This is a genomic window from Pseudomonas sp. LB3P14, from assembly GCF_054898045.1.
Map to the genome: position 1 here is coordinate 6,448,369 of NZ_CM142714.1, position 25,946 is coordinate 6,474,314.

The following is a 25,946-nucleotide window of genomic DNA, read 5'->3' on the forward strand; positions in this document are numbered from 1 at the left end:
AAACCTGAAAAGATCGCAGCCTTCGGCAGCTCCTACAGGGGCGATAGATATCGAATAGTTGTTCTGGCTGTGTCGAAGTAGGACAATTGCCGGCTTCACGTCACCATCAGCGACCTTGAATGGCCTTTCTTGCACTCGGTATTAACCACAAGACTGCTTCAGTAGACGTCCGCGAGCGCGTGGCCTTTACCCCTGAGCAGCTGGTGGAGGCCTTGCAGCAGCTCTGCCGACTCACCGACAGCCGCGAAGCTGCGATCCTCTCCACCTGCAATCGCAGTGAACTGTATATAGAACAGGATCACCTTTCGGCTGATGTCGTGCTGCGCTGGCTGGCCGATTATCACCATTTGAGCCTCGAAGAGCTGCGCGCGAGCGCTTATGTGCACGAAGATGATGCGGCAGTTCGTCACATGATGCGGGTGGCCTCCGGGCTCGACTCGCTGGTCTTGGGCGAACCGCAGATTCTCGGCCAGATGAAATCGGCCTACGCCGTAGCCCGCGAAGCCGGCACCATCGGTCCGTTGCTCGGGCGGTTGTTCCAGGCGACGTTCAATGCGGCCAAACAGGTGCGCACCGACACCGCCATCGGCGAGAACCCGGTGTCCGTGGCGTTTGCCGCGGTTAGCCTGGCAAAACAGATTTTCAGTGACCTGCAACGCAGTCAGGCCTTGCTGATCGGCGCCGGTGAGACCATTACCCTGGTCGCCCGCCATCTGCACGAGTTGGGTGTGAAGCGCATTGTGGTCGCCAACCGCACCCTGGAGCGCGCGAGCATTCTGGCCGAGCAGTTCGGTGCCCATGCGGTGTTGCTCTCGGACATCCCGGCCGAACTGGTGCGCAGCGACATCGTGATCAGTTCCACTGCCAGCCAGTTGCCGATCCTGGGCAAGGGCGCGGTGGAAAGCGCCTTGAAACTGCGCAAGCACAAGCCGATCTTCATGGTAGACATCGCCGTCCCCCGGGATATCGAGCCGGAAGTCGGCGAACTGGACGACGTTTACCTGTATAGCGTCGACGATCTCCACGAAGTGGTCGCCGAGAACCTCAAGAGCCGCCAGGGTGCAGCCCAAGCGGCGGAAGAGATGGTCTCGGTGGGTGCCGAAGATTTCATGGTCCGCCTGCGTGAACTGGCGGCGGTGGATGTGCTCAAGGCCTATCGCCAACAAAGCGAGCGCATGCGCGACGAAGAATTGCAGAAGGCCCAGCGCATGCTGGCCAACGGCAGCAGCGCCGAAGACGTGCTGGTGCAACTGGCGCGGGGCCTGACCAACAAACTCCTGCATGCACCGAGCGTGCAGTTGAAAAAGCTCTCTGCCGAAGGTCGCCTTGATGCGCTGGCCATGGCCCAGGAACTCTTTGCCCTGAATGAGGGCTCATCGGATAGCTTTTCGGATAAGAAACCGCAATGAAAGCGTCACTGCTCAATAAGCTGGACATCCTCCAGGACCGTTTCGAGGAATTGACCGCCTTGCTTGGCGACGGCGAAGTCATTTCCGATCAGAACAAATTCCGCACCTATTCCAAGGAATACGCGGAAGTCGAGCCGATTGTCGATGCCTATAAACAGTTGCTCAAAGTGCAACGCGACCTTGAAGGCGCCCAGGCCCTGCTCAAGGACAGCGATCCGGACATGCGCGAAATGGCCGTGGAAGAAGTCCGCGAAGCCAAAGAGCAACTGATCGACATCGAAGCCAGCCTGCAACGCATGCTGCTGCCCAAGGATCCGAATGATGGGCGCAACGTGTTCCTCGAAATCCGCGCCGGCACCGGCGGTGACGAGGCGGCGATTTTCTCCGGCGACCTGTTCCGTATGTATTCGCGTTACGCCGAGCGGCGTGGCTGGCGGGTGGAGATCCTCTCGGAGAACATCGGCGAGCACGGCGGCTATAAAGAAGTCATCGCCCGGGTCGAGGGCGACAGTGTCTACGGCAAGTTGAAATTCGAATCCGGTGCGCACCGCGTGCAACGGGTTCCGGCCACTGAGTCCCAAGGTCGCATCCACACCTCGGCTTGCACGGTGGCGGTGTTGCCCGAGCCGGACGAGCAGGAAGCGATCGAGATCAACCCCTCGGATTTGCGGATCGATACCTATAAATCCTCCGGTGCCGGCGGTCAGCACGTCAACAAGACCGACTCGGCGATCCGCATCACTCACTTGCCGTCCGGTATTGTCGTCGAGTGCCAGGAAGAGCGTTCCCAGCATAAGAACCGCGCGCGGGCGATGTCCTGGTTATCGGCCAAGCTCAATGACCAGCAGACCAGCGCCGCCGCCAATGCCATCGCCAGCGAGCGTAAATTGCTGGTGGGCTCGGGTGATCGCTCCGAGCGAATCCGCACCTACAACTTTGCCCAGGGCCGGGTCACCGACCACCGGGTCAACCTGACGTTGTATTCCCTCGACGAAATCCTCGCGGGTGGTGTCGATGCAGTGATCGAACCGTTGCTGGCCGAATACCAGGCTGACCAATTGGCAGCGATAGGTGAGTAAATGACGATCATTGCCAGTTTGTTACGCGCCGCCGACCTGCCGGATTCGCCCTCCGCGCGTCTGGATGCCGAATTGTTGCTGGCCGCTGCGTTGGGCAAGTCCCGCAGTTTTCTGCACACCTGGCCCGAGCGCATCGTTCCGAGCGAAGCGGCGCTGAAGTTTGCCGAGTACCTGCAACGCCGTCGTGGCGGTGAGCCGGTGGCCTACATCCTCGGCCAGCAAGGTTTCTGGAAGCTTGATCTGGAAGTTGCGCCACACACGCTCATCCCGCGCCCGGACACCGAGCTGTTGGTGGAAGCGGCGCTTGAACTCCTGCCAGCCACGCCTGCCAAGGTCCTCGACCTCGGCACCGGCAGCGGCGCCATTGCCCTGGCCCTGGCCAGCGAGCGTCCGGCCTGGAAGGTGACCGCCGTGGATCGCGTGCTCGAAGCCGTGGCCCTGGCCGAGCGCAATCGCCAGCGCTTGCACCTGAACAACGCCACGGTGCTGAGCAGTCATTGGTTCAGTGCCCTGGAAGGTCAGCGTTTTCAACTGATCATCAGCAACCCGCCTTACATCGCATCCGCCGACCCGCATCTGGTGGAAGGTGATGTGCGCTTCGAACCGGCCAGTGCCTTGGTGGCCGGCGTCGACGGGCTCGATGATCTGCGTCTGATCGTCGCCCAGGCGCCGGATTACCTTGAAACGGGCGGTTGGTTGATGCTCGAACACGGTTACGATCAAGCCAATGCAGTGCGCGATTTGCTACTGACCCGCGGCTTTGAAGAAGTCCACAGCCGCACCGATCTGGGCGGTCACGAACGTATCAGCCTGGGGCGCCTACCGTGCTGAATGATCAGGAATTGTTGCGCTACAGTCGGCAGATTCTGTTGCAGCACGTCGACATCGACGGCCAGTTGCGACTGAAAGAAAGCCGCGTGTTGATCGTCGGTCTCGGCGGTCTCGGCTCCCCTGTTGCGCTGTATCTGGCAGCGGCCGGCGTCGGTGAGCTGCATTTGGCAGACTTCGACACCGTCGACCTGACCAATCTGCAACGCCAGATTGTTCACGACACCGACAGCGTCGGCCTGAGCAAGGTCGATTCGGCCATTCGCCGACTGAGCGCGATCAATCCCGAGATTCAGTTGATCGCCCATCGCACCGCGCTGGACGAAGATTCCCTGGCCTTTGCGGTGGCCGCTGTGGATCTGGTGCTGGACTGTTCCGACAATTTCTCCACCCGCGAAGCGGTCAACGCTGCGTGTGTCGCCGCCCGCAAACCTCTGGTCAGTGGCGCTGCGATTCGGCTGGAAGGGCAGTTGTCGGTGTTCGACCCGCGTCGTCCGGAGAGTCCGTGCTACCACTGTTTATATGGTCACGGCAGCGAAGCCGAATTGACGTGCAGCGAAGCCGGCGTCGTGGGGCCTTTGGTTGGGCTGGTTGGCAGCCTCCAGGCGCTGGAAGCCATGAAATTGCTGGTGGGTTTCGGCGAGCCGCTGGTGGGGCGCCTGTTGTTGATCGATGCCTTGGGCTCGCGCTTTCGCGAATTACGGGTCAAGCGTGATCCGGGCTGCAGCGTCTGTGGTTCGAAGCATGCGTGAAGCGCCGATTGGCGTGTTCGACTCCGGCGTCGGTGGGCTTTCGGTGCTGGCCGAGATCCAGCGTTTGCTGCCCAACGAGTCACTGTTGTACGTCGCCGATTGCGGGAATATTCCCTACGGCGAGAAAACCCCGGAATTCATCCGTCATCGTTGCAGCGTGATGGCTGGTTTTTTTCAGCAGCAGGGCGCCAAGGCCTTGGTGCTGGCTTGTAACACGGCGACTGTCGCTGGCGTTGCAGACTTGCGGCGCGATTATCCCGAGTGGCCCATCGTCGGCATGGAGCCGGCGGTCAAACCGGCCGCTGCCGCGACCCGCAGTGGCGTGGTCGGCGTACTCGCCACCACCGGCACGTTGCAGAGCGCAAAGTTTGCAGCCTTGCTCGACCGTTTCGCCATCGATGTACGCGTCATCACTCAGCCGTGCCCCGGCCTGGTGGAGCTGATTGAAAACGGCGATCTGCACAGTCCGGCCCTGCGTCAGTTGCTCGCCAGGTATGTCGAACCGCTGCTCGGCGCTGGGTGCGACACGATAATTCTCGGCTGCACGCATTATCCCTTCCTAAAGCCGTTGCTTAAGCAGATGATCCCCGATGACATCAGTTTGATTGACACCGGCGCCGCTGTAGCGCGGCAACTTCAGCGCCTGTTGGCCGAGCGTGAATTGCTCGCCGAAGGGCCTGCTCGTTCCGCACAGTTCTGGACGAGTTCCGATCCGGAACATTTCAGAAATATCTTGCCAATACTGTGGAATACCGCTGGCGTTGTGCAAAGCTTCAAGGGGTAAACCAAACCCTGGGGCAAACGAATAATTGGGGTGAACTTCTGATTAAGCGTCGACTTCTATAGCGTCAAGCAACAAAAAAACCATACGAAATCGTTCGGAAAAGGATGTTTCTAATGAAGCGACTATTCTGCTTGGCCGCGATTGCGGCCGCACTGATGGGGCACAGTTTTACCGCACAGGCGGCAGGCGTGGAGTTCGCGGTTGGCGAGACCAGCGAGTCGACCATGACCTATCGATTGGGCATGCAATTCGATTGGGACAAGAGCTGGTTGCAGAGTGATGTCGGTCGTTTGACCGGTTACTGGAGTGGTGCCTACACCTATTGGGATGGCGACAGGACCTCCAGCAACCACAGCCTGTCGTTCGCACCGGTGCTGGTTTACGAGTTTGCCGGTCAAACCGTCAAACCCTACCTGGAGTTGGGGGTTGGCGTGGCGGTGTTCGCCAATACCGAAGTCGAAAACAACAACCTCGGCAATGCCTTTCAGTTCGAAGACCGTTTCGGCTTTGGGCTGCGCTTTGCGGGCGGACATGAAGTCGGGATTCGTGCGACGCACTATTCCAATGCCGGGATCAGCAGCCCGAACGATGGTGTAGAAAGCTACGCGCTTCACTACACGATGCCGTTGTAAGGTCAAAACCTTGTGGGAGCGAGCCTGCTCGCGATTGCGATTGCACCTTCAACACTCATGTTGACTGACACGCCGCTATCGCGAGCAAGCTCGCTCCCACATTGGATCTTCGGTGACTTCGAGTTCAGCGATACGCCGTGGTAATCCCTTGGCGTTCGTCGATACATTCAGGCGCACCCATCTCGAACTCCCTGCAGATCAGCGGGCGTTTTTCGTAGATGGTGCACATCATCGTGTTGCGATCCAGCGCGGCGCACCAGCCGTCATCCAGACGCAACATGACTTCCCCACCCCAGTCATCAGTATCGATAAAACGTTCGGGCACGCCTGTGTCGGTAATCAGCATGACTTCGAGCTGACAGCAGCAAGCTGCGCAGGTTGAGCAAGTGACCACCGGTTCGGCGATTTGCGTGTGGGGAATGGTTTTCATGGCACGCAGTGTAAGGCAGTGGGCCGGGGCTGTGTGAAAGGCCTGACGGACGCCGACATTGGCGATTTTTACGGCTGATCCTTGATCGGCGGATTGCTGCGCACCATGCGTTTGCCGATCGCCAATTTCCCCCGGTTGGGTATTTTCGGCAGTGGCCAGAGAGAGGCCATGAACAACGCCGGAAAGGCTATCTCCGGCGGACGGTTCTTGAGTTCGGCGAAAATGTGCCGCGCCGCTTTGTCCGCTGGCCAGCTGAGTGGCATGGGGACGTTTTCCGTTGTTAGCGGCGTCTCGACAAACCCTGGACTGACCACGGTGACTTCGATGCCTACCGGTGCAAGATCAATGCGCACCGATTCGAACAGGTATCGCAGCCCGGGCTTTGACGCTCCATGGGCCTCGGCCCGCGGCAGCGGCAGGTAGGTTACCGAGCTGGCGAGGCCCACCAGATGCGGCGCGGTGCCGGCGCGTAATAGTGGCAGGGCGGCTTCGATGCAATAGCTGCTGGCAAGCAGGTTGGTGCGCACCACGTGCTCGACGATCGACGAATCGAACTGCTGAACGTCGACGTATTCGCAGGTGCCGGCGTTGAGGATCACCGTGTCCAGCGTTCCCCACTCCTCAGCAATCTGCTCGCCGATTTCTCGCACGGTCTGGCTGTTGGTCAGGTCACCTGCCACCACCAGCACTTGCCCCGGATAACGCTGGGACAAGACTTTGAGTGGCGCCACCGAGCGAGAACTCACCGCGAGGTGAGCACCGGTTTTCAGTATTTCTTCGGCCAGCGAGGCACCAATGCCGTTGCTGGCGCCAGTCAACCAGTATCGCCGTGGAGGTGTAAAACTCATCCCATTCTCCTATTCATCCAGGCAATCGCCCGGCATTTTGTCGCGCTGGCAGGTTCTTGAACGCGGCCAGCGCCCGTTGGCGAGAGGTGCTCAGATTGACGATTGGCGACGGATAATCCACCGCGCCGAACAAACCGCCGAAGTTCGCCGGGTTGTGCACTTCCTTCTTGTTCAGCCCGGCCAGTTCCGGCAGCCAGTGCTTGATGAACAGCCCTTCGCTGTCGAATTTCTCCGACTGGCTCAGCGGGTTGAAAATCCGGAAGTAGGGCGCCGAATCGGTGCCGGTGGAAGAGCTCCATTGCCAGCCACCGTTGTTCGCCGCCAGGTCGCCATCGATCAGATGCCGCATGAAAAAGCGCTCGCCTTCACGCCAGTCAATCAGCAGGTTTTTGGTCAGGAACATTGCCACCACCATGCGCAGGCGATTGTGCATCCAGCCGGTTTCGAGCAATTGGCGCATGGCCGCGTCGATAATTGGCAATCCGGTGCGAGCCTCCTGCCAGGCCGCGAGTTCGTCCGGTGCATCGCGCCAGGCCAGGGCTTCGGTTTCCGGGCGGAACGCGCGGTGACGGGAGACCCGTGGGTAACCCACCAGAATGTGTTTGTAGAACTCGCGCCACAGTAATTCGTTGATCCAGGTGACGGCGCCGACCTTGCCACTTTCGAACTCGCCCTGATTGGTTTGCAGCGCGGCGTGCAGACACTGACGGGGGGAAATTATGCCGGCGGCGAGATAGGCCGAAAGCTGACTGGTACCGAGTTTGGCCGGGAAGTCGCGTTCGTTTTTGTAGTCGTCGATCTGGGCATCGGCGAAGGTGTTGAGGCGGCGTCGGGCGCAGGCTTCACCGGCAGGCCAAAGACCGCGCAAGCTGTCGCTGGGCGTTGCGAAACCTTCAACGTTTAATGGGATCTTGTCGCTGCTGATCGCCAGCGGCGCCTGCACGGCGGGTGCTGAGACCAGCTTCGGTAATGACCCGCGCAGGCGGTCGTAGCACACCTTGCGGAACTGGCTGAACACCTGAAAGTAAGTGCCCGTCTTGGTCAGCACGGTGCCCGGTTTGAACAGCAGTTGATCAAGGTAGCTATAAAAGTCGATGCCATTGGCTTTCAGCGTTTCGACCACGGCTGCATCACGACGGCTTTCATGAATGCCGTATTCCTCGTTGACGTGTACCGCGTCGATTTTCAACTGTTGGCAAAGATCGAGCAGAATCTTGGGTGCTTCATCCCAGCGTGGTGCCTTGCGGATCAACAAGGGAATGTTCAGCTCGCCCAACGGGCGGCTTAACTCGTTCAGGTTGCGCAGCCAGAAATCCACTTTGCATGGCGCGTCATTGTGCTCCAGCCATTGCTCCGGGCTCAGCAGATACACCGCCACAGTCGGGCCGCGGGCTGCGGCGGCCGAGAGGGCGGTATTGTCGTGTAGGCGCAAGTCGCTGCGCAGCCAGATCAATTGCAGGGTGGTGTCCGCACGATTCATTAAAAATTCACCTTAAATAAGCCCGCGCTGAACCAGGTCCTGATGAGCAGCTAACGGATCTTCAGCCAGGAACAAATCAGTGATCTTGTACATTCGTGCGGATAACTCGGCGTGGTGGATGCATACCGTTGGACCGGCAATCATTTTTGGGCAACTGACACCATTCAGAAGTTTCGACAGCTGCGAAAGATTCATGGCTTTGCTGGAATACAGCAGTACGCCGCGAGCTTTCAAGTGATCGACCGCCATCGCGAGTTCGCCGGCGGGGAGTGGCCAGTCGAAAACCTCCACCGGGCAATCGGCGCTGCTGATCAGCCAGGCGGTCAGCCACAGGTGAGGTTCCAGTGGCAGGTCCGAGTGATTGATCAACAGCAGTGGCGCGGTACGTAACTGACGGTTGTTATGGTAGATGCGTGCGCCAAATTTGCTGCGTAGCCAGGAGAAAAAAAACACCCGCTCCATCTGCGCGCCGAACTGGCCTTGCCAGCGTTGCTCCAGTTCAGCCAGCAACGGCATCAGCAGTTGTCGGCACAAGGTACGCGGTGGATACAGCGCCATGGCCTGATTGACGGTGTCATCGAGGGTGCGTTCGTTCAGTTGAGTGACTGCTTGCAGCAGCGAATTGCACAGCACTTGCCAATCGTTTTCAACGGATCCGGCAAAGGTCTGCGGGGTGTCGAGCAGTTGCTTGACCTGGCTGACGGCCACGCCACGGTTGAGCCAGGTGAGGATCGTCAGAATGCGTTGAACGTGTTCGGCCGAGAACAGCCGATGGCCTTTGGGCGTGCGTTGCGGCACGATCAGGCCATAACGCCGTTCCCAGGCGCGCAGGGTGACGGCGTTGACGCCGGTCTGCCGGGCCACTTCACGGATTGGCAGCCAGCCTTCATCCAGAGCCTTTTTAAAGTCGTCGCCGAGGTCTTCGCTGGCGCTGGTGTCGAGTGGGCTTTTCATTAGGTTGTCATTAGATCGCGTTTCGCAGACTGAGATTTTCCGGATGCGGTTGCAGGTAGACCTGTTGCGCAATGTACGGATCCGGGTGTTGGCGGAAGTAGTGTTTGAGCAGCGTCAACGGCACCACAAGCGGCACGATGCCGTGGCGGTACTGGTCGATGACGTGCTGCACTTCCTGTTTGTCTTCAGGGCTGATCGTCTGTTTGAGATAGCCACTGATGTGGTGCAAGACATTGGTGTGGGTGCGGCGCGTGGCGCATTTTTTCAAGGCCGCCATCAGTTCGCTGAAATAGCGTGGGCCGAGTTCGTTCGGGTCGGTCTGGCCCATGTTGCCCAGCAGGGTACCCAGGGTTTTGTATTGCACCGGGTTGTGGGCCATCAGCAGGTATTTGTAGCGCGAGTGAAAGTCCGTGAGGCCACGGCGAGTCAGGCCTTCACGCAACAACTGCTGCCAGGCGCTGTAGGCGAACACGCGGGTGAGGAAGTTTTCTCGCAGCACCGGGTCGTTCAGTCGACCGTCTTCTTCGGCCAGTTCCGCGGCCATTTTCTGACCGTACTCGGCCAGCGGCACAGTGACATTGAGCTCAGGGGTGACGGTGCCGACAGCCTCGGGATATTCAGGACCGCCGACCAGCCGGATCGGCTCCCGAGGAATGCCGAGGCCGATGGCGATTTTCGGTTTCACGGGGACGTGGGGCATCGGGGCACCTCGAGTCTAAACCTGTACAGAGTGTTGATTCTGTACAACATGGTTTCATCATAGATTCAAAGGTGTACAAGTCAAATTATTTGTATAGGTTTTACCGTCGCTCCCCGTAGGAGCTGCCGAAGACTCCTACCGGATTGATGCGCTTCACTGCAGATGCGCATGCAAGCGGCGGGCGGCTTCCTGGCCGCTGAGCCACGCGCCTTCGACGCGGCCGGACAAGCACCAGTCGCCACACACATACAAGCCCAGATCGGCATCGGCCAGGGCTCCCCATTCATGGCTGCTGGCGGGTCGGGCGTAGAGCCAGCGGTGGGCGAGGCTGAAGGTCGGGGCGGGCATGGCGTCGTGCAGCAGTTCGGCAAATGCGCCGTGCAATTGCTCGATCACTGCTTCTTTGGACAGGTCGATATGTTGCCGGCTCCAGGCGCTGGTGGCGTGCAGGACCCAAGTGTCCAGCGTGTTGTCACGTCCCGGTTTGCTGCGGTTGCGAGCCAGCCAGTCGAGCGGGCTGTCCTGTACGAAGCAGCCTTCCATGGGCGTATCCAGCGGTGTCTCGAACGCCAGCGCGACAGCCCAGGTCGGGTCCATTTTCACCCCGGCGGCAGCACCGGCGAGTTTCGGCGCCGAGGCCAGCAGTGCAGTAGCCTGTGGCGCCGGCGTGGCGATCACCACATGACTGAACGGGCCGTGGGTGAAACCCTCGGCGTCCTGCAGATGCCAGTGTTCTTCACCGCGATAGACCTCGGTGACCCGGCAGGCGAAATGCACTTCGAGGTCTCCGAGCAGGCCGCGGGTAATAGCGCTCATACGTGGCGTGCCGACCCAGCGAGTCTGTTCGTCCGGCGACAGGCTGAGCTGGCCGCCGTGGTAGGTGTAGAGCTGCGGCATCCATTCGGCGACCCAGCCGTTGCCTTGCCAGCGCTGGACTTCAGTGACGAAGCGGCGATCGCGGGCGGTGAAATATTGCGCGCCCAAGTCCAGAGCACCCGCATCGCTGCGCTTGCTCGACATGCGTCCACCGCTGCCACGGCTTTTATCGAAAAGTTGAACGACATGCCCGACCTCTGTCAGGGCCTGGGCGGCGGAGAGCCCGGCGATGCCGGTGCCGACGATTGCGATAGGTACAGTCATAGGGGCCTCGTTTACCTTTCTGTACAGACTACGCCGTGGTTGAAACCTGTACAATATTGTTTTTTGGTATAACTTTTAGCGTTCTCGTTCTGACAGCTTGGCCTATGGTTAAACACAGAGCCTGCCCGATACCAAAGATCCCTGCTTATAAAAATAGACTAGTGATCAAGGTAAAACGCCACGCGAGGAAGAAGTCATGCACATATTGCTGACCGGCGGTACTGGTTTGATAGGACGTCAGCTCTGCCGACACTGGTTGAGTCAGGGACATCGTCTGACGGTCTGGAGTCGAAAGCCTGAAAAAGTTGCGAACATCTGCGGCGCCCAAGTGCGCGCAGTGGCTCGCCTCGAGGACATCGGCCAGGAGCCGGTGGATGCGATTATCAACCTCGCGGGCGCACCGATTGCCGATCGGCCCTGGACAACCAAACGCAAAGCGCTGTTGTGGAGTAGCCGAATCGCCCTGACCGAAACGCTGCTGGCCTGGCTCGACACCCGCGAGCAAAAACCGCAGGTGTTGATTTCGGGGTCTGCGATCGGTTGGTACGGCGACGGGGGCGAGCGGGAATTGACCGAGAAATCTCCACCGGTCATCGATGATTTTGCCAGCCAGTTGTGTATCGCTTGGGAAGAAACCGCCCAGCGTGCCGAAGCCTTGGGCATTCGCGTGATTTTCATTCGCACCGGGCTGGTGTTGTCAGCCGAGGGCGGCTTTTTGTCGCGGCTGTTGCTGCCGTTCAAACTGGGGCTGGGCGGGCCTATCGGCAATGGCCGGCAGTGGATGCCATGGATCCATATCAACGATCAAATCGCCCTGATTGATTTTCTTCTGCATCAGAAAGACGCCAGCGGTCCTTATAATGCCTGCGCGCCCAAGCCGGTGCGCAATCGCGAGTTCGCCAAGACGTTGGGCAGTGTGCTGAACCGCCCGACGTTCATGCCCATGCCGGCCCTGGCTTTAAAGGTGTGTCTGGGCGAGTTGTCATTGCTGTTGCTGGGCGGCCAGAAGGCAGTACCGGCTCGCTTGCTGGAAGCGGGTTTCACTTTCCAGTTCACAGATTTGCGCGCGGCTCTGGACGACCTTTCCAGCCGCCTTTGAAATAGGACGTTGCATGACCGATCACGCATTGCTTCTGGTCAATCTGGGCTCACCGGCCTCCACCTCGGTGGCGGATGTGCGCAGTTACCTCAATCAATTTCTGATGGACCCGTATGTGATCGACCTGCCATGGCCGGTGCGACGTTTGCTGGTGTCGCTGATCCTGTTCAGGCGCCCGGAGCAGTCAGCCCACGCCTACGCCTCGATCTGGTGGGAGGAGGGCTCGCCGTTGGTGGTGCTCAGCCGTCGCCTGCAACAGGCCATGACTGCCCAGTGGACCCACGGTCCGGTGGAGTTGGCGATGCGTTACGGTGAACCGTCCATTGAATCGACGCTGGTGCGCCTGGCAACCCAAGGGCACAAGAGGGTCACTCTCGCACCGCTCTATCCACAGTTCGCCGACAGCACCGTGACCACGGTGATCGAGGAAGCCAGGCGGGTGGTGCGCGAGAAAAAACTGGATGTGCAGTTTTCGATTCTGCAGCCGTTCTACGATCAACCGGAATACCTCGATGCGCTGGTGGCCAGTGCCAAACCGTATTTGCAGCAGGATTTTGATCACCTGCTGCTGAGTTTTCACGGTTTGCCGGAACGGCACCTGACCAAGCTCGATCCGACCGGGCAGCATTGCTTCAAGAATGAAGACTGCTGCAAGAACGCTTCCCCCGAAGTGTTGGTCACCTGTTACCGCGCCCAGTGCCTGCGCACCGCCTCCGAGTTTGCCAAGCGCATGGGCTTGGCGGACGGCAAGTGGTCGGTGTCATTTCAGTCGCGACTGGGTCGAGCCAAATGGATCGAACCCTACACCGAAGCGCGCCTCGATGAGTTGGCTGGAATGGGCGTGAGGAAAGTGCTGGTGATGTGCCCGGCGTTTGTCGCCGATTGTATTGAGACGCTGGAAGAAATCGGTGATCGCGGGCTGGAGCAGTTCCGCGAAGCAGGGGGGGAGGAGTTGGTGCTGGTGCCATGTCTCAACGATGACCCGCAGTGGGCGAAGGCGTTGAACACCTTGTGCGAAAGAGCCCCGCTGGCCCTCTGATGATCGTTCCCACGCAGAGCGTGGGAACGATCAGTTCACTCAGAGCAACGACTCATTCGCCTTCTTGTGCTTCCAGCTGTCATTACCCGGCAGCAGCAGGTTCAGCGCAATCGCCGTCACCGCGCACAGCGCGATGCCTTTGAGGCCGAAGTCGTCCGGCCCAGTGCCAGTGCCGACCAGTACGCCGCCAATCCCGAACACCAGGGTCACCGAGACAATCACCAGATTGCGCGCTTCGCCCAGGTCGATCTTGTGGCGAATCAGCGTATTCATCCCCACCGCCGCAATCGAACCAAACAACAGGCACAGAATCCCGCCCATCACCGGCACCGGAATGCTTTGCAGCAGCGCGCCGAACTTGCCGATGAACGCCAGGCTGATGGCGAAAATCGCCGCCCAGGTCATGATCTTCGGGTTGTAGTTCTTGGTCAGCATCACCGCGCCCGTCACTTCGGCGTAGGTGGTGTTGGGTGGACCGCCAAACAGGCCCGCCGCGGTGGTGGCAATGCCATCGCCGAGCAGGGTGCGGTGCAGGCCGGGTTTCTTCAGGTAATCGCGACCGGTCACGCTACCGACTGCAATCACGCCGCCGATGTGCTCGATGGCCGGGGCCAGGGCCACTGGAACGATGAACAGAATCGCTTGCCAGTTGAATTCCGGCGCGGTGAAGTGCGGGATGGCAAACCACGGTGCGGCGGCAATTTTCGCGGTATCGACGACACCGAAGTAGAACGCCATCGCAAAGCCCACCAGCACGCCGGAGATAATGGGCACCAGGCGGAAAATGCCTTTACCGAACACCGCGACGATCAGGGTGGTCAGCAGCGCTGGCATCGAGATCAACATTGCCGTTTGGTAATGAATCAGCTCAGTGCCGTCGCCAGCCTTGCCCATCGCCATGTTGGCGGCGATCGGCGCCATGGCCAGGCCGATGGAGATGATCACCGGGCCAATCACCACCGGTGGCAGCAGACGGTCAATGAAGCCGGTGCCTTTGATCTTCACCGCAAGGCCGAGGAAGGTATAGACGAAACCCGCCGCCATCACGCCGCCCATGGTCGCCGCGAGGCCGAACTGGCCCTTGGCGAGGATGATCGGGGTGATGAAGGCAAAGCTCGATGCCAGGAATACCGGCACCTGACGCCCGGTGACGATCTGGAACAGAATCGTCCCCAGGCCCGCGGTGAACAGCGCCACGTTCGGATCGAGGCCGGTAATCAGCGGCATCAACACCAGGGCGCCGAAGGCCACGAACAGCATCTGTGCGCCAGACAGCACCGTGCGCCAGAGCGGATCGTTGAACTCTTGTTGCATGCTCAAGCGTCCTTCTGCTTGGTGCCGAAGATCTTGTCACCGGCATCGCCCAGGCCTGGGATGATGTAACCGTGTTCGTTGAGTTTCTCGTCAATGGAAGCGGTGTAGATGGTCACGTCCGGGTGAGCCTTCTCCACGGCGGCGATGCCTTCAGGGGCAGCCACCAGCACCATCGCGCGAATGTCGCGGCAACCGGCCTTTTTCAGCAGGTCGATGGTAGCGACCATGGAACTGCCGGTGGCGAGCATCGGGTCGATGATCATCGCCAGGCGTTCGTTGATTTCCGGAACGAGTTTTTCCAGGTAGGTGTGGGCCTGCAAGGTTTGTTCGTTGCGGGCCACGCCGACGGCGCTGACTTTGGCGCCCGGGATCAGGCTCAACACGCCTTCGAGCATGCCGATGCCGGCGCGCAGGATCGGCACCACGGTGATTTTCTTGCCGGCGATTTTCTCGACCGACACGGTGCCGCACCAGCCTTCGATATCGTAGGATTCCAGCGGCAAGTCTTTGGTGGCTTCATAGGTCAGCAGGGCACCGACTTCCTGAGCGAGCTCACGGAAATTCTTCGTGCTGATGTCGGCGCGGCGCATAAGGCCAAGTTTATGACGGATCAGCGGATGGCGGATCTCGAGGATGGGCATGGGAAAGGCTCCGGCGGCGGGCAAAAAAACCGGCCTAGATTAATCTATCCGAGGGTGTTGTCCTATAGACATAAAGTACGTTAGTCCACAAACGCTTGATCTGGCCTCGCTTGATGCGTACCTTTGCCCGCTTTTCCTGAACCCGTCCCTCCCCTCACCCCCCTGGAGAGCGCCATGTCCGCTGATCTCGAGCATATCCGTCAAATCATGCGAGAGGCTGACTGCCTGTACACCGAAGCAGAAGTCGAGGCGGCCATCGCCCGCGTCGGTGCACACATCAACGAACAGCTGGCTGACAGCAATCCGGTGGTCTTCTGTGTGATGAACGGCGGCCTGATCTTCGCCGGGAAGCTGCTGACCCATCTGCAATTCCCGCTGGAAGCGTCCTACCTGCACGCCACCCGTTATCGCAATGAAACCAGCGGCGGCGACCTGTTCTGGAAAGCCAAGCCGGAAGTCTCGTTCATCGACCGTGACGTGCTGATCATCGACGACATCCTCGACGAAGGTCACACCCTGGGCGCGATCATCGACTTCTGCAAACACGCCGGCGCACGCGCTGTGCACACCGCCGTGCTGATCGACAAGGACCATGACCGCAAGGCTCGCCCGGACCTGAAAGCCGATTTCGTCGGCCTGCCATGCATCGACCGTTACATCTTCGGTTACGGCATGGACTACAAAGGCTACTGGCGTAACGCCAACGGGATTTTTGCCGTTAAAGGCATGTAAGACCGTAGCGCCCCAAAAGATCGCAGCCTGCGGCAGCTCCTACATGATTGAGTTCACCCGAAGATTATCGGGTGTATCCGGTTCTCTGTAGGAGCTGCCGAAGGCTGCGATCTTTTGCTTTTAAACCCATGCTAGAGTGCTCGGCCCCGCCTCCGGAGCCTGTCATGAGCCTTTTGATCCGCAGCTGCGCCGCCCTGTTGCTGACCCTCAGCCTGCCTCTGGCGGCCGCCCCGGCGCCGATGCATGCGCAGTTCCTGCCCTCGGATGACCTGACCCTGCGTGATGCGGAGCCCGAGCAGCAACAGCTGTTGCAAGTCACCGAGTATTCGGTGGTGGTCGGCAGTCAACGCCAGTCCAACCAGCAGCCGATTCCGGTGACGTCACCCTTGCTGATCCGTCTCAAGGGCAAATCCTTGAACAAGGGTGCGACCATCACCCAGGTGCTGGTCAACTTCGATGGCGAAAGCAAAAGCCTGAAAAAGCCGATCTACGACGACAAGAGCAAAACCCTGACGCTGTTTTACCCGATGGCCCAGTACCGCGTGGTGATCGACTTATTGCGCAATGACACGGTGTATTGCCAGTTCCTCAGCTACGCCAACGGCCATATCTGGGCCGATCTGCACACAGGCAGCGTTCGTCCGCGTTGAGCCCTGTGCCCGGGGAGGGGTAAACTGCCCGCCCCGTGAAATGTCTGCGAGCTGGAGTCGGCAATGCGTAAAGATAAGAAGCAAGTGATTGGTGACGAGATCGGCGATGAGCAGATCAAGCTGTTCCTCGATTTCGAACCGGTCGACGCCACGTCGCCGTCGCTGCACAAACTGATCAAGGCCTACCGCGGCCTGCGTATCGATGACTTCGAGCTTTTTCTGACGTTCTTCGTCGAAGCCGGTCTGGATCTGGACGGCAAGGATGAGCACGGTAATGACTTCGTTGCCTTGATCAAGGATCAGCGCAACGCGGCCGAGTACATCGAGCTGATCGAAAAGGCTCGCGGCTAACCCTTACCTGTAGGAGCACGGCTTGCCGGCGATAGCGTTCTCAAGGACGCCATCGCCGGCAAGCCGTGCTCCTACAGACAGGCAAAAAAAACGCCCCGCTCTCAATGAGAACGGGGCGTTTTTTATGCGGCCGAATCAAGCGTAGCTTTCGGTCTCGTTGCTGGCTTCAACCAGTTCCAGCGCGACGTTGTTCTGCACATTGAGCTTGCGATACAGCGCAGCATCGGTTTCCAGAACCTTTTCGCGAGCCGGGAAGATTTCCGCGAGCTTGGCAGCCCACTCACCAGACGCTTTGTTCGGAAAGCACTTTTCGATCAGTTCCAGCATGATCGAAACGGTCACCGACGCGCCTGGCGAAGCGCCGAGCAGGGCGGCAAGGCTGCCGTCCTTGGCCGCGACCAGTTCGGTACCGAACTGCAGAATGCCGCCCTTTTTCGGGTCTTTCTTGATGATCTGCACCCGTTGGCCGGCCACTTCCAGGCGCCAGTCTTCGGCTTTCGCTTCAGGGTAGAAGCGACGCAGCGAGTCCAGACGCTGTTCCATCGACTGCATCACTTCGCTGACCAGGTACTTGGTCAGGTCCATGTTGTTTTTGGCGACGGCCAGCATCGGGCCGATGTTGCCGGCGCGAACCGACATCGGCAGGTCCATGAAGGAGCCGTGCTTGAGGAACTTGGTGGTGAAACCGGCGTAGGGTCCGAACAGCAGGGACTTGTTGCCATCGACTACGCGGGTGTCCAGGTGCGGCACCGACATAGGTGGCGAACCCACAGCCGCCTGGCTGTAAACCTTGGCCTGGTGGTGCTTGACCACTTCCGGGTTGTCGCAACGCAGCCACTGTCCACTGATCGGGAAGCCGCCGAAGCCTTTGCTTTCTTCGATGCCCGACGCTTGCAGCAGCGGCAGTGCCGCGCCACCGGCGCCGAGGAACACGAATTTCGCGTCGACGTCACGCGAGTTGCCGCTGTTGACGTCCTTGATGCTGACGGTCCAGCCGCTGCCGTTACGCTTGAGGCCGGTCACGCGCTTGCAGTACTTGACCTGGGCATCGGGTGCGCTGGTCAGGTGCTTGAGCAGTTGATTGGTCAGGGCGCCGAAGTTGACGTCGGTGCCGTTCATGACGCGGGTGGCGGCGACGACTTCGTCGGCCGGCCGGCCAGGCATCATCAGCGGCATCCACTCGGCCATGGTGGCCTTGTCTTCGGTGTATTCCATGTCCGAGAAGGCGTGGTGCTTGCTCAGCGTCTTGAAGCGTTCCTTGAGGAAGGAAACGCCATTGTCGCCCTGCACGAAGCTCAGGTGCGGCACCGGGCTGATGAACGTCTTGCACGAGCCGAACGTGCTTTTCTTGGTCAGGTAGGACCAGAACTGCTTCGACACCTCGAACTGGGTGTTGATGTGCACGGCTTTCTTGATGTCGACGGTGCCGTCGGCGGCCTGCGGCGTGTAGTTGAGCTCACACAGCCCGGCGTGACCGGTACCGGCGTTGTTCCACGGGTTCGAACTCTCCGCGGCACCGGAATCCATCAGCTCGACGACTTCCAGCTTGATCGCGGGGTCGAGCTCTTTGAGCAGTACAGCAAGGGTGGCACTCATGATGCCGGCCCCAACCAGTACTACGTCGACTGCTTCGTTATGCGCCATTTAACGCGTCTCCAAAATCTGCAGCACCAAATTGTCGGCATGGCTGCCAGGCGTTCAGGGGCGTGTCAGTGATGCCCCAGGTACCCATGGCAGTATCGCCACGTCCGAATCTTCGCAATTTTTCGCAACTTCGACGGACGCTACCGACCGGGTCTGAAAGAGTTACATGAACTCACTTCAACGCGCGGCTGGCAATTCGACTTATGGTCGATACATCCGTTTGTGCAACCAAATCCGTAGCGGACAGGCTTCAGGCTCCGGTGTTCGAGGAGTACTCGGTCCTGTGTCGTTGGGCTGTTTCAGACGCTAATGGTGCATATTCAGACGCAAAACTATTCATTTGCTCGCCACACTCTTGTGAAGTTGTGAAAACCCGTTTTTTTCACGCTCTTTTGAAGACGTGAACCTCAAAAAAGGGCTGCCCCAGCCTGGCACCGTGCCCGGATGGATTGCCGCCATGGAATACATGACAGGCAAAACGGGCAAACAGCTCAGTAACCGAGCGTAATGACAGCTCTGCAGATTCGCGAAAAGTGGGGGTTTTGCTTAATGAACAGCAAGCGCGCCAGCTTCACTCGATCTGTGTGGGCGGCTCTCTGTGGGCGGTGCGGGGTGTCAATACAAGCGTATTGACGATGCTGCGAGGCCCGATCAGGAGACGTCCTTATAATCGGGGGGAGATTGTAGCGAAGAAACGCAGGGAAATGGTCGTGTTTAATGACTTTTATTAGACGTCTGGTCAGGTGGCCAGCAGTTGCTGAGCCCGCGCACGTGGTTGGCGCTGGCTGACACGGGCGCTAGGGGGCAGGGGATGGTGCAACCAATTGAGACGGATTTCTTCGATTTCGACCCAGCTATCGCCCATGGGCTGGAGGCTGCACTGTTTGAAAGCCTGGCAGTGGCCGTTGCGATCGAGCAGGGCGAAGCAGCGATGCAGAGGGCGTGGGGTGAACAGCGAGGTGAGATAGCGCATGGCGAAGTACCTTGTGGGGTGACTGCTGTGAAGGTTGCCAGTGGACCGTGACGTGAAAGTGTATGGGCGGTGACAGATGCGTGACAGGAACCGCGATCTGAAGGGTTTGTCAGAGATTTCAGTATTCCCTGTGAGGTGCTAGTTACCCGCAGTGGCCCACCGCTATACTGCCGGCCTGTTTGTGCCTGATTCTGGAGAGAAGAGCATGTTGCAACGCCTGTTGTTCGGTTTGATCACTGTGACCAGTTTGACCCTGGTCGGCTGCGCCCACAGCCCGCAACAACTGAATCCGGAACCCAAGCTGACGACTCAGCTGGCACCGGTCGGCCATGGTCAGCCGGTGGTGGTGCGTGTGGTGGACGGTCGTCCGTCGCCGACCCTGGGCACTCGTGGTGGCCTGTACCCTGAGACCAGTGCGATCACCGTGCAGGGCGCGCAGATTCTGCCGAAGTTGCAGGCTCAGGCTGAGGCGGCCGTGCGGTTGTTGGGCTTTACCCCAACTTCCAATGCGCTGAATGCTCCGCAGTTGACCGTGACGCTGGCGGAGCTGAAGTATCAGTCGCCTAAAGAAGGCATGTATGTGACTGAGGCGACCATTGGCGCGACGTTCCGCTCCGATGTGCAGAATGCCAATCGTCGTTACAGCGGTCGGTATGGTGCTTCCCTGGATCAGCGTTTTGGTATGGCGCCGAATCAGGAGACTAATACCAAGCTGGTCAGTGATGTGTTGAGCGATGCGTTGACGCGGTTGTTCAAGGATCCGACGATTGGTCAGATTCTCGGCGAATAAATTTTCGCTGGATTAAAAAAACCCGGTGCCAGTGGTGGTTCCGGGTTTTTTCATGCCCGCCGATTCAGCAGATGTACACAGAATAACTGTGGGAGCGAGCCTGCTCGCGAAGGCTTTCTGACATCCAGCATTGAAGGTGACTGACACACCGCTTTCGCGAGCAGGCTCGCTCCCACAAGTGGAGCAGTGGTGTCAGGCCGCTTCCGAATAGAAATCCAGCACACTCACCCCAGTCAACAAATCCGTCTCCGGCAAGTCCGCATGTTGATGCCCACCCAGCGCGCAATACACCAACCAGTGGCGGTCCTGAACATTAAAGGCGAGGCTGCCAACGAGGTTTTGTTGTTCGTCGCTCTGGGCGATGAGGTAGAGGCGATCCTGGTTTTCGGCGTGCAGCATGACGGTTTCCATGTCGGTTTTGAGGGGCGCCAGACTGGCGTATACAAATGACGGAGCCGTGACACAGGGCAACATTTGCTCAGATGTTTCGTTATTTGTCGGAAAGGCAGGGCAGTTGGGCAGGCTTTCGGTAGAATTCGCGCCGCGGCCGTCGGTTCGGCGTCTGCCACACCTGTTTTGCTGAGGTCCGTGATGTCGTTGCATTTGATTTCGCTGTTTACCAACCATCCCGCCAAGTTGATCAACCTGTTGGCCTTGCTGTTTGCCTTTCCGGGCGGCTGGTTGCTGCATGCCACTCGTCGCCGCGAACAGCGCGCGTTGGCCATTCTCGACGCGCAAACCCAGAGCCGTCGTATCGATGAACCGACGTTGATGCTGGACGGCGCGACCTTGCGCATGAACCGGTTTTTCTATCGATTCGGTTTTGCCTGCCTGGGATTGGCGCTGCTGGTGTCGTGGATCAGCACGCGGGTCTGACAGCAAAAAAAGCAGCAATGAAAACGGCGCCCAAGGGCGCCGTTGTCGTATCCAGCCAAAAACTTTACAGCGGCAATCCCGCTTTCACTCGGTACTGATTGCGCACCGGCGTCGCGTATTGCAGCACCAGGAACGGACGATGTTCCTCCGGGCAAGCGTCAAGACGCTGTTGCCATTGTTCTTGAGCCTTGGCCAGTTCGTCGGCCGCAAACACCTCAGCCGCTTTCGGGACCTGCAATTGCGGGTCGGCGTCTTTCCATTGGGCGTAGGCCAGGTAGTGCACCGGGAACAGGCGGTAGCCACCGAGGATCTGCCGGTCCATTTCGATCGCCAATTGCTTGGTGTCGTCGAACAGCTCGGTGATCGGCGAGGCGAAGTTTACGTGGACCCGGCCCTTGTAGCCGGTGATGCCCTTGGCGATGCTCACGTCGTCCTCGCCCGGCACTTTGCTGTAGCTGCCGGTGGTGGCGCGGATGAATAGCTCGCGAGCCTTGGCTTGATCGCACGGGTCATATTCGTAGCTGATCGACACCGGGGTGATGTTCAGCGAGCGAATGACCTCGCCGAACGGCTCGTCCTTGCGGCTCATGTGGAACATCTTGAGGATGGCCGACTCGGTGCGATCATCGCCGTCCTTGGCCCGGCCTTCGGCCTGGGCGATCCAGATCGAGGCGCAATCGTTGCGGATCGAGTGGTTGATGTAGGCCGACAGCAGTTGATACGCCGCCATCTTCTCGCGGCGACCGGTGATCGAGCGGTGCACGATGAAACTCTTGTTCAGGCGCATCAGATCGCTGACGAAGGGCTTTTGCAGCAGGTTGTCGCCAATCGCGATGCGCGGTGTCGGCAGGCCGGCGTGGTACACGGCGTAGTTGACGAAGGCCGGGTCCATCACGATGTCGCGGTGATTGGCGATGAACAGGTAGGCGCTGCCGGACTTGAACTGCTCGACGCCGGTGTACGTCACACCGTCCGTGGCCCGTTCGATGGTGTGGTCGACGTACATCTCGACTTTATCCTGCAACGTGGCCACCGACGTGACGCCGGCGAACTCACGGCGCAGCCGATGAGCTATAAGAGGTTTGAGCATCCAGCCGAAAGCACCGGCAAAACGCGGGAAGCGGAAGTGGATGAGGATATCTAGAAACGCCTTGTCACCGAGCAGCCGGTCCAGCACCGCTGGGACTTCGCTGTCGTCGTACGGTCGGATGGCATCGAATTCGCCCATCATGCTCTCTTGTTAGAAACGGCTAGGGTAAGTAAAGGTTTTGATCGAAAACCAACGGGGCACGGTCTGAAACGGTAGCCAGACAAAAATAGCCCTGCAAATAGACCGGCGATTATACGCACAAGTCACCTGGGAGACCGCGATGCTGGAAACCGAGCGCTACGAATGTCCGTATTGTGGTGAAGAGGCTGAGGCTGTTCTGGACTTGTCCGGTGGCGATCAGACCTATATCGAAGACTGTCCGGTGTGTTGTCGTCCGATCACGTTTGTTCTGCAGACTGACGGTCAGGAATGGTTGCTCGAAGTTCACAGCGAAAACGAATGAAAGGGGCACCCCATGCAGCGAATCTACGAGCCGGAAAACCTTATGGAAGGCGAGTTGCTGCAAAGCATGTTGGCCAGCGAGGGCATCGAAGCGCATCTGGTGGGGCGTGATTTGCTCGGCGGCACCGGCGAATTGCCGATCTTCGGCCTGCTGGGTTTATCGGTTGATAACGACCAGGCCGAATACGCCCGGGAGCTGATCACCGCGTACAATGCCGCGCTGCCACTGCCCGGTGATGAACCGGAAAGTTTTCCCGGCACGCTGGTCTGTTAGGCTGACGTTCGTTTTATCAAGAGCCGTGTTGCCCCATGTGTGGACGTTATGCCCTGTTTCGCTGGAACCCCGCCTTCGCGGCCCTGCCTGGCTTCCCCGCCGATCAGCAGGCCCAGTGGAATATTTCTCCCAACGATTCGGTGCTGATGCTACGTGCAGGCGTTGACGGTCAGCGTGAGTTGGCTCGGGCGCGTTGGGGTTTGACGCCGCCGTGGCTGACCGATCTTTCCCGTACCCCGGCCCATGCCCGTGCCGAAACCGTCGCTGAACAACCGATGTTTCGCCAAGCCCTGCGCGAACGCCGTTGCCTGCTGCCGGCCAATGGTTTTTACGAGTGGCGGGGCACGACCCGCAAGCGTCCGTACTGGCTGACACCGGGGGAGGGCTCGACGCTGTTCTTCGCGGCAATCTGGGAAGCGTATCCGGTGCAGGAGCAGGTGTGGCTGAGCACGGCGGTGATCACGCAGCCGGCGGCGAGTCAGCGCCGGCCGTTGATTCTCGATGCTGAGGGGCAGGAGGCGTGGCTGAATCCCGAAACGCCGTTGCATGCGTTGCAGGCGTTGCTCGCCAGTGAGCCTGCTGCGTTGCGCGAGCGGGTGTTGGCGAATTTGGTGAATGATCCGAAGTTGAATGGGCCGGAGTGTCTTACTCCGGGTTAAAGGTTGTCTGCGCTGACGCCTTCGCGGGCAAGCCTCGCTCCTACAGGGGGATTACCTAACCTGTAGGAGCGAGGCTTGCCCGCGAAGGGGCCTTTGGATCAAACCTTGAACTGATTAATCAACCGCCGCTGCTGTTCCGCCAACTTGGTCAAATCCGCACTCGCCGCACTCGATTCATCCGCCCCGCCAGCCACTTCATTGGCCACTTGCCCAATGTTGATCACGTTCCGATTAATGTCGTCAGCCACCGCGCTCTGTTCCTCGGCCGCACTGGCAATCTGCGTGTTCATGTCGTTGATCACCGACACCGCCTGAGTAATCGTCTCCAACGCCTCGGCCGCTTTCGCCGCATGCTGCACGCTTTCGTCGGTGCGGTTCTGGCTGTCTTCCATCACCCGCACCACATCGCGCGTGCCTTGTTGCAACTGCTGAATCATGGTCTGAATTTCTTCAGTGGCTTTCTGAGTCTTCTGCGCCAGATTGCGCACTTCATCGGCCACCACCGCAAAACCACGTCCCTGCTCACCGGCACGGGCCGCTTCAATGGCGGCGTTCAAGGCCAGCAGGTTGGTCTGTTCTGCGATCCCGCGAATGGCGGTGAGGATCGCGTTGATGTTCTCGCTGTCCTTGGCCAGGGTCTGTACCACACTGACGGCCTTGCCGATTTCCACCGCCAGCACGCCGATCGAGTTCGACGTATCGCGCACGATTTGCATGCCTTGGGCCGCCGCCTTATCCGCATGGCTGGCGGCTTGCGCAGCCTGGGTCGCGTTGCGCGCGACGTCCTGGGCGGTGGCGGTCATTTCATGCACCGCCGTGGCCACCTGATCGATCTCGGCCATTTGCTTGTGCACGCCGATGTTGGTGCGGATGGCGATGTCGGCGGTGTGTTCCGACGAGTCGCTGACGCTCTGCACCGACGTCACCACCTGGGTGATCATCGCCTGCAACTTGGCCAGGAAGGTATTGAAGCCTTTGGCGATCGAGCCCAGTTCATCGGCGCGGTCGCTGGTCAGGCGGCGAGTCAGGTCGCCTTCGCCCTGAGCGATGTCGTCGAGCATGGCGACCATCTGCTTCAGCGGCCGGGCAATGCCGTGGCCTACCAGCCAGATCACCAGCAAACCGATACCGGCGATCAACAAACCGACCATGGCCATGCCAAAGGTGTCGGACTTGCGCTGAGCGTCCAGATCGCCCTGAAGTTTTTGCAGGTCGGCCATCACCGCGTTCAGCGGCAGTTGCAGCATGAGGGTCCAGCGAGCGTCGGTCTGGCCGATGCCAAACGGCAGGTACAACTCGATCCGGCCCTGGGCCTTGTCGACGGTATAGGTGACTTCGCCGCGCTTGAGATTGGCCATGTTGGCGATCTGCTGGCTGTCAAGGATGTCGCTGACTTTCTCACCGAATTTGCTCGGGTCCTTGGTGTAGGCAACGATCCGGCCATTACCGCCGATCAGGGCCATTTCACCGGCACCGCTGTACAACTTCTGATTCGCACCCAGGAGCATTTCCTGAATGAAGTTCACTGACAAATCGGCGCCGACGATGCCTTGAAAGGCCCCGTTGAGCATGATCGGTTCAATAAAGGAGGCGAGCATGACGATCTTGTCGCCGACCTTGTAGGGCGCCGGATCGATCACGCAGGATTTTTTGGTTTCTTTCGAGCACAGGTAGTACTCGCTGGCGCGCACGCCGGTGGACAGGGTTTTCTGGTCGTCGACGTCCACCAGTTTGTCCAGGCCAAGGCTGCCGTCTTCGTTGCGGAACCACCACGGCAGGAAGCGGCCGTTGCTGGCGTCGATGCCGACCACCTTGGTGTCGACGTAGGCCGCATCGTTGTGATCGAGGGCGTTTTTTTCCCAACCAATGTAGGTGCCGAGAATCTTCGGGTTCTTGGTGACGTTTTCCTTGATCAGGCTGATCAACTGCTCACGGCTCAGGCTCAACTGTGGCTGGCCATCGGCGCCCGGTGTGCCGATCAATGCGTTGACTCGCACCAGTCCGCCGGCAATCAGCAGTGGCGCTTCGAGCTCGCGCTGGATCTGGCTGACCTGGGTTTGCGCCAGTGACGTCAGGCGCTGTTCGATGACTTGCTCGAATTGTGCCTGGGTCCGCTCCTGGACCATGTCTTGTGTCCGTGCGCCGGAAAACAGCGCGTACAGCACCAGGGCTGCCACGACACTAAGAACGATGGCGCCGGCGAGGGCTGCCACGGAAAACTGGATCGACTTGAATTTCATGGGTGCTCCGCACGCAAGAGGACGTCTGCGGTGCTGTATCGGCCGGAGTGTCGATGGCCATGAGCGGGGGATGGCG

The 25,946-nt window shown here is 59.5% G+C and carries 28 protein-coding genes and 1 pseudogene; 16 read left to right on the forward strand and 13 right to left on the reverse strand.

Features of this window, described 5'->3' with window-relative positions:
• The first annotated feature begins 119 nt into the window (after nt 1–119).
• The 6 genes from hemA (at nt 120) to ACYZT5_RS29610 (ending at nt 5,484) form a co-directional block, all read left to right on the forward strand.
• Nucleotides 120–1,409, forward strand: a complete 1,290-nt coding sequence (hemA, locus tag ACYZT5_RS29585) for a glutamyl-tRNA reductase (protein WP_462002688.1) — start codon at nt 120–122, stop codon at nt 1,407–1,409.
• Entirely contained in the window at nt 1,406–2,488 is a 1,083-nt protein-coding gene (gene prfA / locus ACYZT5_RS29590; RefSeq protein WP_462048497.1) for a peptide chain release factor 1, read from the forward strand. Before hemA ends, prfA begins: the two co-directional genes overlap by 4 nt.
• Complete coding sequence (prmC, locus tag ACYZT5_RS29595; RefSeq protein ID WP_462048498.1) at nt 2,489–3,319, forward strand: peptide chain release factor N(5)-glutamine methyltransferase; 831 nt, start codon at nt 2,489–2,491, stop codon at nt 3,317–3,319.
• On the forward strand, nt 3,313–4,068 hold the full coding sequence (locus ACYZT5_RS29600; RefSeq protein ID WP_462048499.1) for a molybdopterin-synthase adenylyltransferase MoeB: 756 nt from the start codon (nt 3,313–3,315) through the stop codon (nt 4,066–4,068). Before prmC ends, ACYZT5_RS29600 begins: the two co-directional genes overlap by 7 nt.
• Nucleotides 4,061–4,852 (forward strand): glutamate racemase, encoded by a 792-nt coding sequence (murI, locus tag ACYZT5_RS29605; protein WP_462048500.1) that lies wholly within the window; start codon nt 4,061–4,063, stop codon nt 4,850–4,852. The genes ACYZT5_RS29600 and murI overlap by 8 nt, the downstream gene beginning before the upstream one ends.
• Nucleotides 4,853–4,965: 113 nt before the next feature.
• Nucleotides 4,966–5,484, forward strand: a complete 519-nt coding sequence (locus tag ACYZT5_RS29610; protein WP_462048501.1) for an acyloxyacyl hydrolase — start codon at nt 4,966–4,968, stop codon at nt 5,482–5,484.
• A 124-nt stretch (nt 5,485–5,608) separates the two neighbouring features.
• Here ACYZT5_RS29610 and ACYZT5_RS29615 read toward each other — a convergent pair whose 3' ends face one another.
• The 6 genes and pseudogenes from ACYZT5_RS29615 to ACYZT5_RS29640 all read right to left on the reverse strand — a co-directional run bounded on the left by ACYZT5_RS29615 (nt 5,609) and on the right by ACYZT5_RS29640 (nt 11,036).
• A complete protein-coding gene (locus ACYZT5_RS29615; RefSeq protein WP_282378837.1) occupies nt 5,609–5,914 on the reverse strand; it encodes a YkgJ family cysteine cluster protein in 306 nt (101 codons plus the stop codon).
• A 68-nt stretch (nt 5,915–5,982) separates the two neighbouring features.
• Nucleotides 5,983–6,762, reverse strand: coding sequence for an SDR family NAD(P)-dependent oxidoreductase (locus ACYZT5_RS29620; protein ID WP_462048502.1), 780 nt, complete (start codon nt 6,760–6,762; stop codon nt 5,983–5,985).
• Nucleotides 6,763–6,775: 13 nt separating this feature from the next.
• Nucleotides 6,776–8,221, reverse strand: coding sequence for a deoxyribodipyrimidine photo-lyase (gene phrB, locus ACYZT5_RS29625; RefSeq protein ID WP_462052331.1), 1,446 nt, complete (start codon nt 8,219–8,221; stop codon nt 6,776–6,778).
• Nucleotides 8,222–8,254: 33 nt separating this feature from the next.
• Entirely contained in the window at nt 8,255–9,196 is a 942-nt protein-coding gene (locus ACYZT5_RS29630; RefSeq protein WP_462048503.1) for a MerR family transcriptional regulator, read from the reverse strand.
• A gap of 10 nt (nt 9,197–9,206) precedes the next feature.
• A pseudogene (locus tag ACYZT5_RS29635) lies at nt 9,207–9,887 on the reverse strand (DUF1722 domain-containing protein); the annotation flags it as partial.
• A gap of 162 nt (nt 9,888–10,049) precedes the next feature.
• A complete protein-coding gene (locus tag ACYZT5_RS29640) occupies nt 10,050–11,036 on the reverse strand; it encodes an NAD(P)/FAD-dependent oxidoreductase (RefSeq protein WP_462048504.1) in 987 nt (328 codons plus the stop codon).
• 196 nt (nt 11,037–11,232) lie between these two features.
• On the opposite strand from ACYZT5_RS29640, the gene ACYZT5_RS29645 reads away from it, so the two are divergent.
• Entirely contained in the window at nt 11,233–12,135 is a 903-nt protein-coding gene (locus ACYZT5_RS29645; protein WP_462048505.1) for a TIGR01777 family oxidoreductase, read from the forward strand.
• A gap of 13 nt (nt 12,136–12,148) precedes the next feature.
• Nucleotides 12,149–13,174: a ferrochelatase gene (gene hemH / locus ACYZT5_RS29650; protein WP_462048506.1), complete on the forward strand. Its 1,026-nt coding sequence runs from the start codon at nt 12,149–12,151 to the stop codon at nt 13,172–13,174.
• A 39-nt stretch (nt 13,175–13,213) separates the two neighbouring features.
• On the opposite strand, the gene ACYZT5_RS29655 is transcribed toward hemH, so the two are convergent.
• Together ACYZT5_RS29655 and upp are read right to left on the reverse strand one after the other, a co-directional pair.
• Nucleotides 13,214–14,488 carry a uracil-xanthine permease family protein gene (locus ACYZT5_RS29655; protein ID WP_008153403.1) on the reverse strand — a complete coding sequence of 425 codons (1,275 nt, stop codon included), beginning with the start codon at nt 14,486–14,488 and terminating at the stop codon, nt 13,214–13,216.
• A 2-nt stretch (nt 14,489–14,490) separates the two neighbouring features.
• Complete coding sequence (gene upp / locus ACYZT5_RS29660) at nt 14,491–15,129, reverse strand: uracil phosphoribosyltransferase (RefSeq protein WP_008025893.1); 639 nt, start codon at nt 15,127–15,129, stop codon at nt 14,491–14,493.
• A gap of 174 nt (nt 15,130–15,303) precedes the next feature.
• Between upp and ACYZT5_RS29665 the strand changes: the two genes are divergently transcribed.
• The 3 genes from ACYZT5_RS29665 to ACYZT5_RS29675 all read left to right on the forward strand — a co-directional run bounded on the left by ACYZT5_RS29665 (nt 15,304) and on the right by ACYZT5_RS29675 (nt 16,862).
• A complete protein-coding gene (locus ACYZT5_RS29665) occupies nt 15,304–15,861 on the forward strand; it encodes a hypoxanthine-guanine phosphoribosyltransferase (protein WP_462048507.1) in 558 nt (185 codons plus the stop codon).
• A gap of 164 nt (nt 15,862–16,025) precedes the next feature.
• A complete protein-coding gene (locus tag ACYZT5_RS29670) occupies nt 16,026–16,511 on the forward strand; it encodes a hypothetical protein (RefSeq protein ID WP_462048508.1) in 486 nt (161 codons plus the stop codon).
• A gap of 63 nt (nt 16,512–16,574) precedes the next feature.
• Complete coding sequence (locus ACYZT5_RS29675; protein WP_462048509.1) at nt 16,575–16,862, forward strand: PA4642 family protein; 288 nt, start codon at nt 16,575–16,577, stop codon at nt 16,860–16,862.
• 135 nt (nt 16,863–16,997) lie between these two features.
• On the opposite strand, the gene mqo is transcribed toward ACYZT5_RS29675, so the two are convergent.
• Nucleotides 16,998–18,506, reverse strand: coding sequence for a malate dehydrogenase (quinone) (gene mqo, locus ACYZT5_RS29680; protein ID WP_462048510.1), 1,509 nt, complete (start codon nt 18,504–18,506; stop codon nt 16,998–17,000).
• A 739-nt stretch (nt 18,507–19,245) separates the two neighbouring features.
• Nucleotides 19,246–19,479 carry a hypothetical protein gene (locus tag ACYZT5_RS29685; RefSeq protein ID WP_462048511.1) on the reverse strand — a complete coding sequence of 78 codons (234 nt, stop codon included), beginning with the start codon at nt 19,477–19,479 and terminating at the stop codon, nt 19,246–19,248.
• A gap of 205 nt (nt 19,480–19,684) precedes the next feature.
• Between ACYZT5_RS29685 and ACYZT5_RS29690 the strand changes: the two genes are divergently transcribed.
• On the forward strand, nt 19,685–20,269 hold the full coding sequence (locus ACYZT5_RS29690) for a YajG family lipoprotein (protein ID WP_033061281.1): 585 nt from the start codon (nt 19,685–19,687) through the stop codon (nt 20,267–20,269).
• A gap of 192 nt (nt 20,270–20,461) precedes the next feature.
• Here the strand turns inward: ACYZT5_RS29690 and ACYZT5_RS29695 are convergent, their stop codons facing one another.
• Nucleotides 20,462–20,668: a hypothetical protein gene (locus ACYZT5_RS29695; RefSeq protein ID WP_054045634.1), complete on the reverse strand. Its 207-nt coding sequence runs from the start codon at nt 20,666–20,668 to the stop codon at nt 20,462–20,464.
• A gap of 192 nt (nt 20,669–20,860) precedes the next feature.
• Here ACYZT5_RS29695 and ACYZT5_RS29700 point away from each other — a divergent pair, with 192 nt between their 5' ends.
• Nucleotides 20,861–21,145 carry a hypothetical protein gene (locus tag ACYZT5_RS29700; RefSeq protein WP_462048512.1) on the forward strand — a complete coding sequence of 95 codons (285 nt, stop codon included), beginning with the start codon at nt 20,861–20,863 and terminating at the stop codon, nt 21,143–21,145.
• A 64-nt stretch (nt 21,146–21,209) separates the two neighbouring features.
• Here the strand turns inward: ACYZT5_RS29700 and ACYZT5_RS29705 are convergent, their stop codons facing one another.
• The gene (locus ACYZT5_RS29705) at nt 21,210–22,373 is read right to left on the reverse strand and encodes a 1-acyl-sn-glycerol-3-phosphate acyltransferase (protein ID WP_462048513.1); all 1,164 of its coding nucleotides are present in this window, start codon (nt 22,371–22,373) and stop codon (nt 21,210–21,212) included.
• A gap of 142 nt (nt 22,374–22,515) precedes the next feature.
• Between ACYZT5_RS29705 and ACYZT5_RS29710 the strand changes: the two genes are divergently transcribed.
• Genes ACYZT5_RS29710 through ACYZT5_RS29720 form a run of 3 tightly spaced genes read left to right on the forward strand, consistent with a single transcriptional unit; the run spans nt 22,516 to nt 23,630 of the window.
• Nucleotides 22,516–22,698 carry a CPXCG motif-containing cysteine-rich protein gene (locus ACYZT5_RS29710; RefSeq protein ID WP_008153387.1) on the forward strand — a complete coding sequence of 61 codons (183 nt, stop codon included), beginning with the start codon at nt 22,516–22,518 and terminating at the stop codon, nt 22,696–22,698.
• A 12-nt stretch (nt 22,699–22,710) separates the two neighbouring features.
• Complete coding sequence (locus ACYZT5_RS29715) at nt 22,711–22,971, forward strand: putative signal transducing protein (RefSeq protein ID WP_462048514.1); 261 nt, start codon at nt 22,711–22,713, stop codon at nt 22,969–22,971.
• Between the two features lie 35 nt (nt 22,972–23,006).
• On the forward strand, nt 23,007–23,630 hold the full coding sequence (locus tag ACYZT5_RS29720) for an SOS response-associated peptidase (RefSeq protein WP_462048515.1): 624 nt from the start codon (nt 23,007–23,009) through the stop codon (nt 23,628–23,630).
• Nucleotides 23,631–23,728: 98 nt separating this feature from the next.
• On the opposite strand, the gene ACYZT5_RS29725 is transcribed toward ACYZT5_RS29720, so the two are convergent.
• A complete protein-coding gene (locus ACYZT5_RS29725) occupies nt 23,729–25,870 on the reverse strand; it encodes a methyl-accepting chemotaxis protein (RefSeq protein WP_462048516.1) in 2,142 nt (713 codons plus the stop codon).
• Between the last annotated feature and the right edge of the window lie 76 nt (nt 25,871–25,946).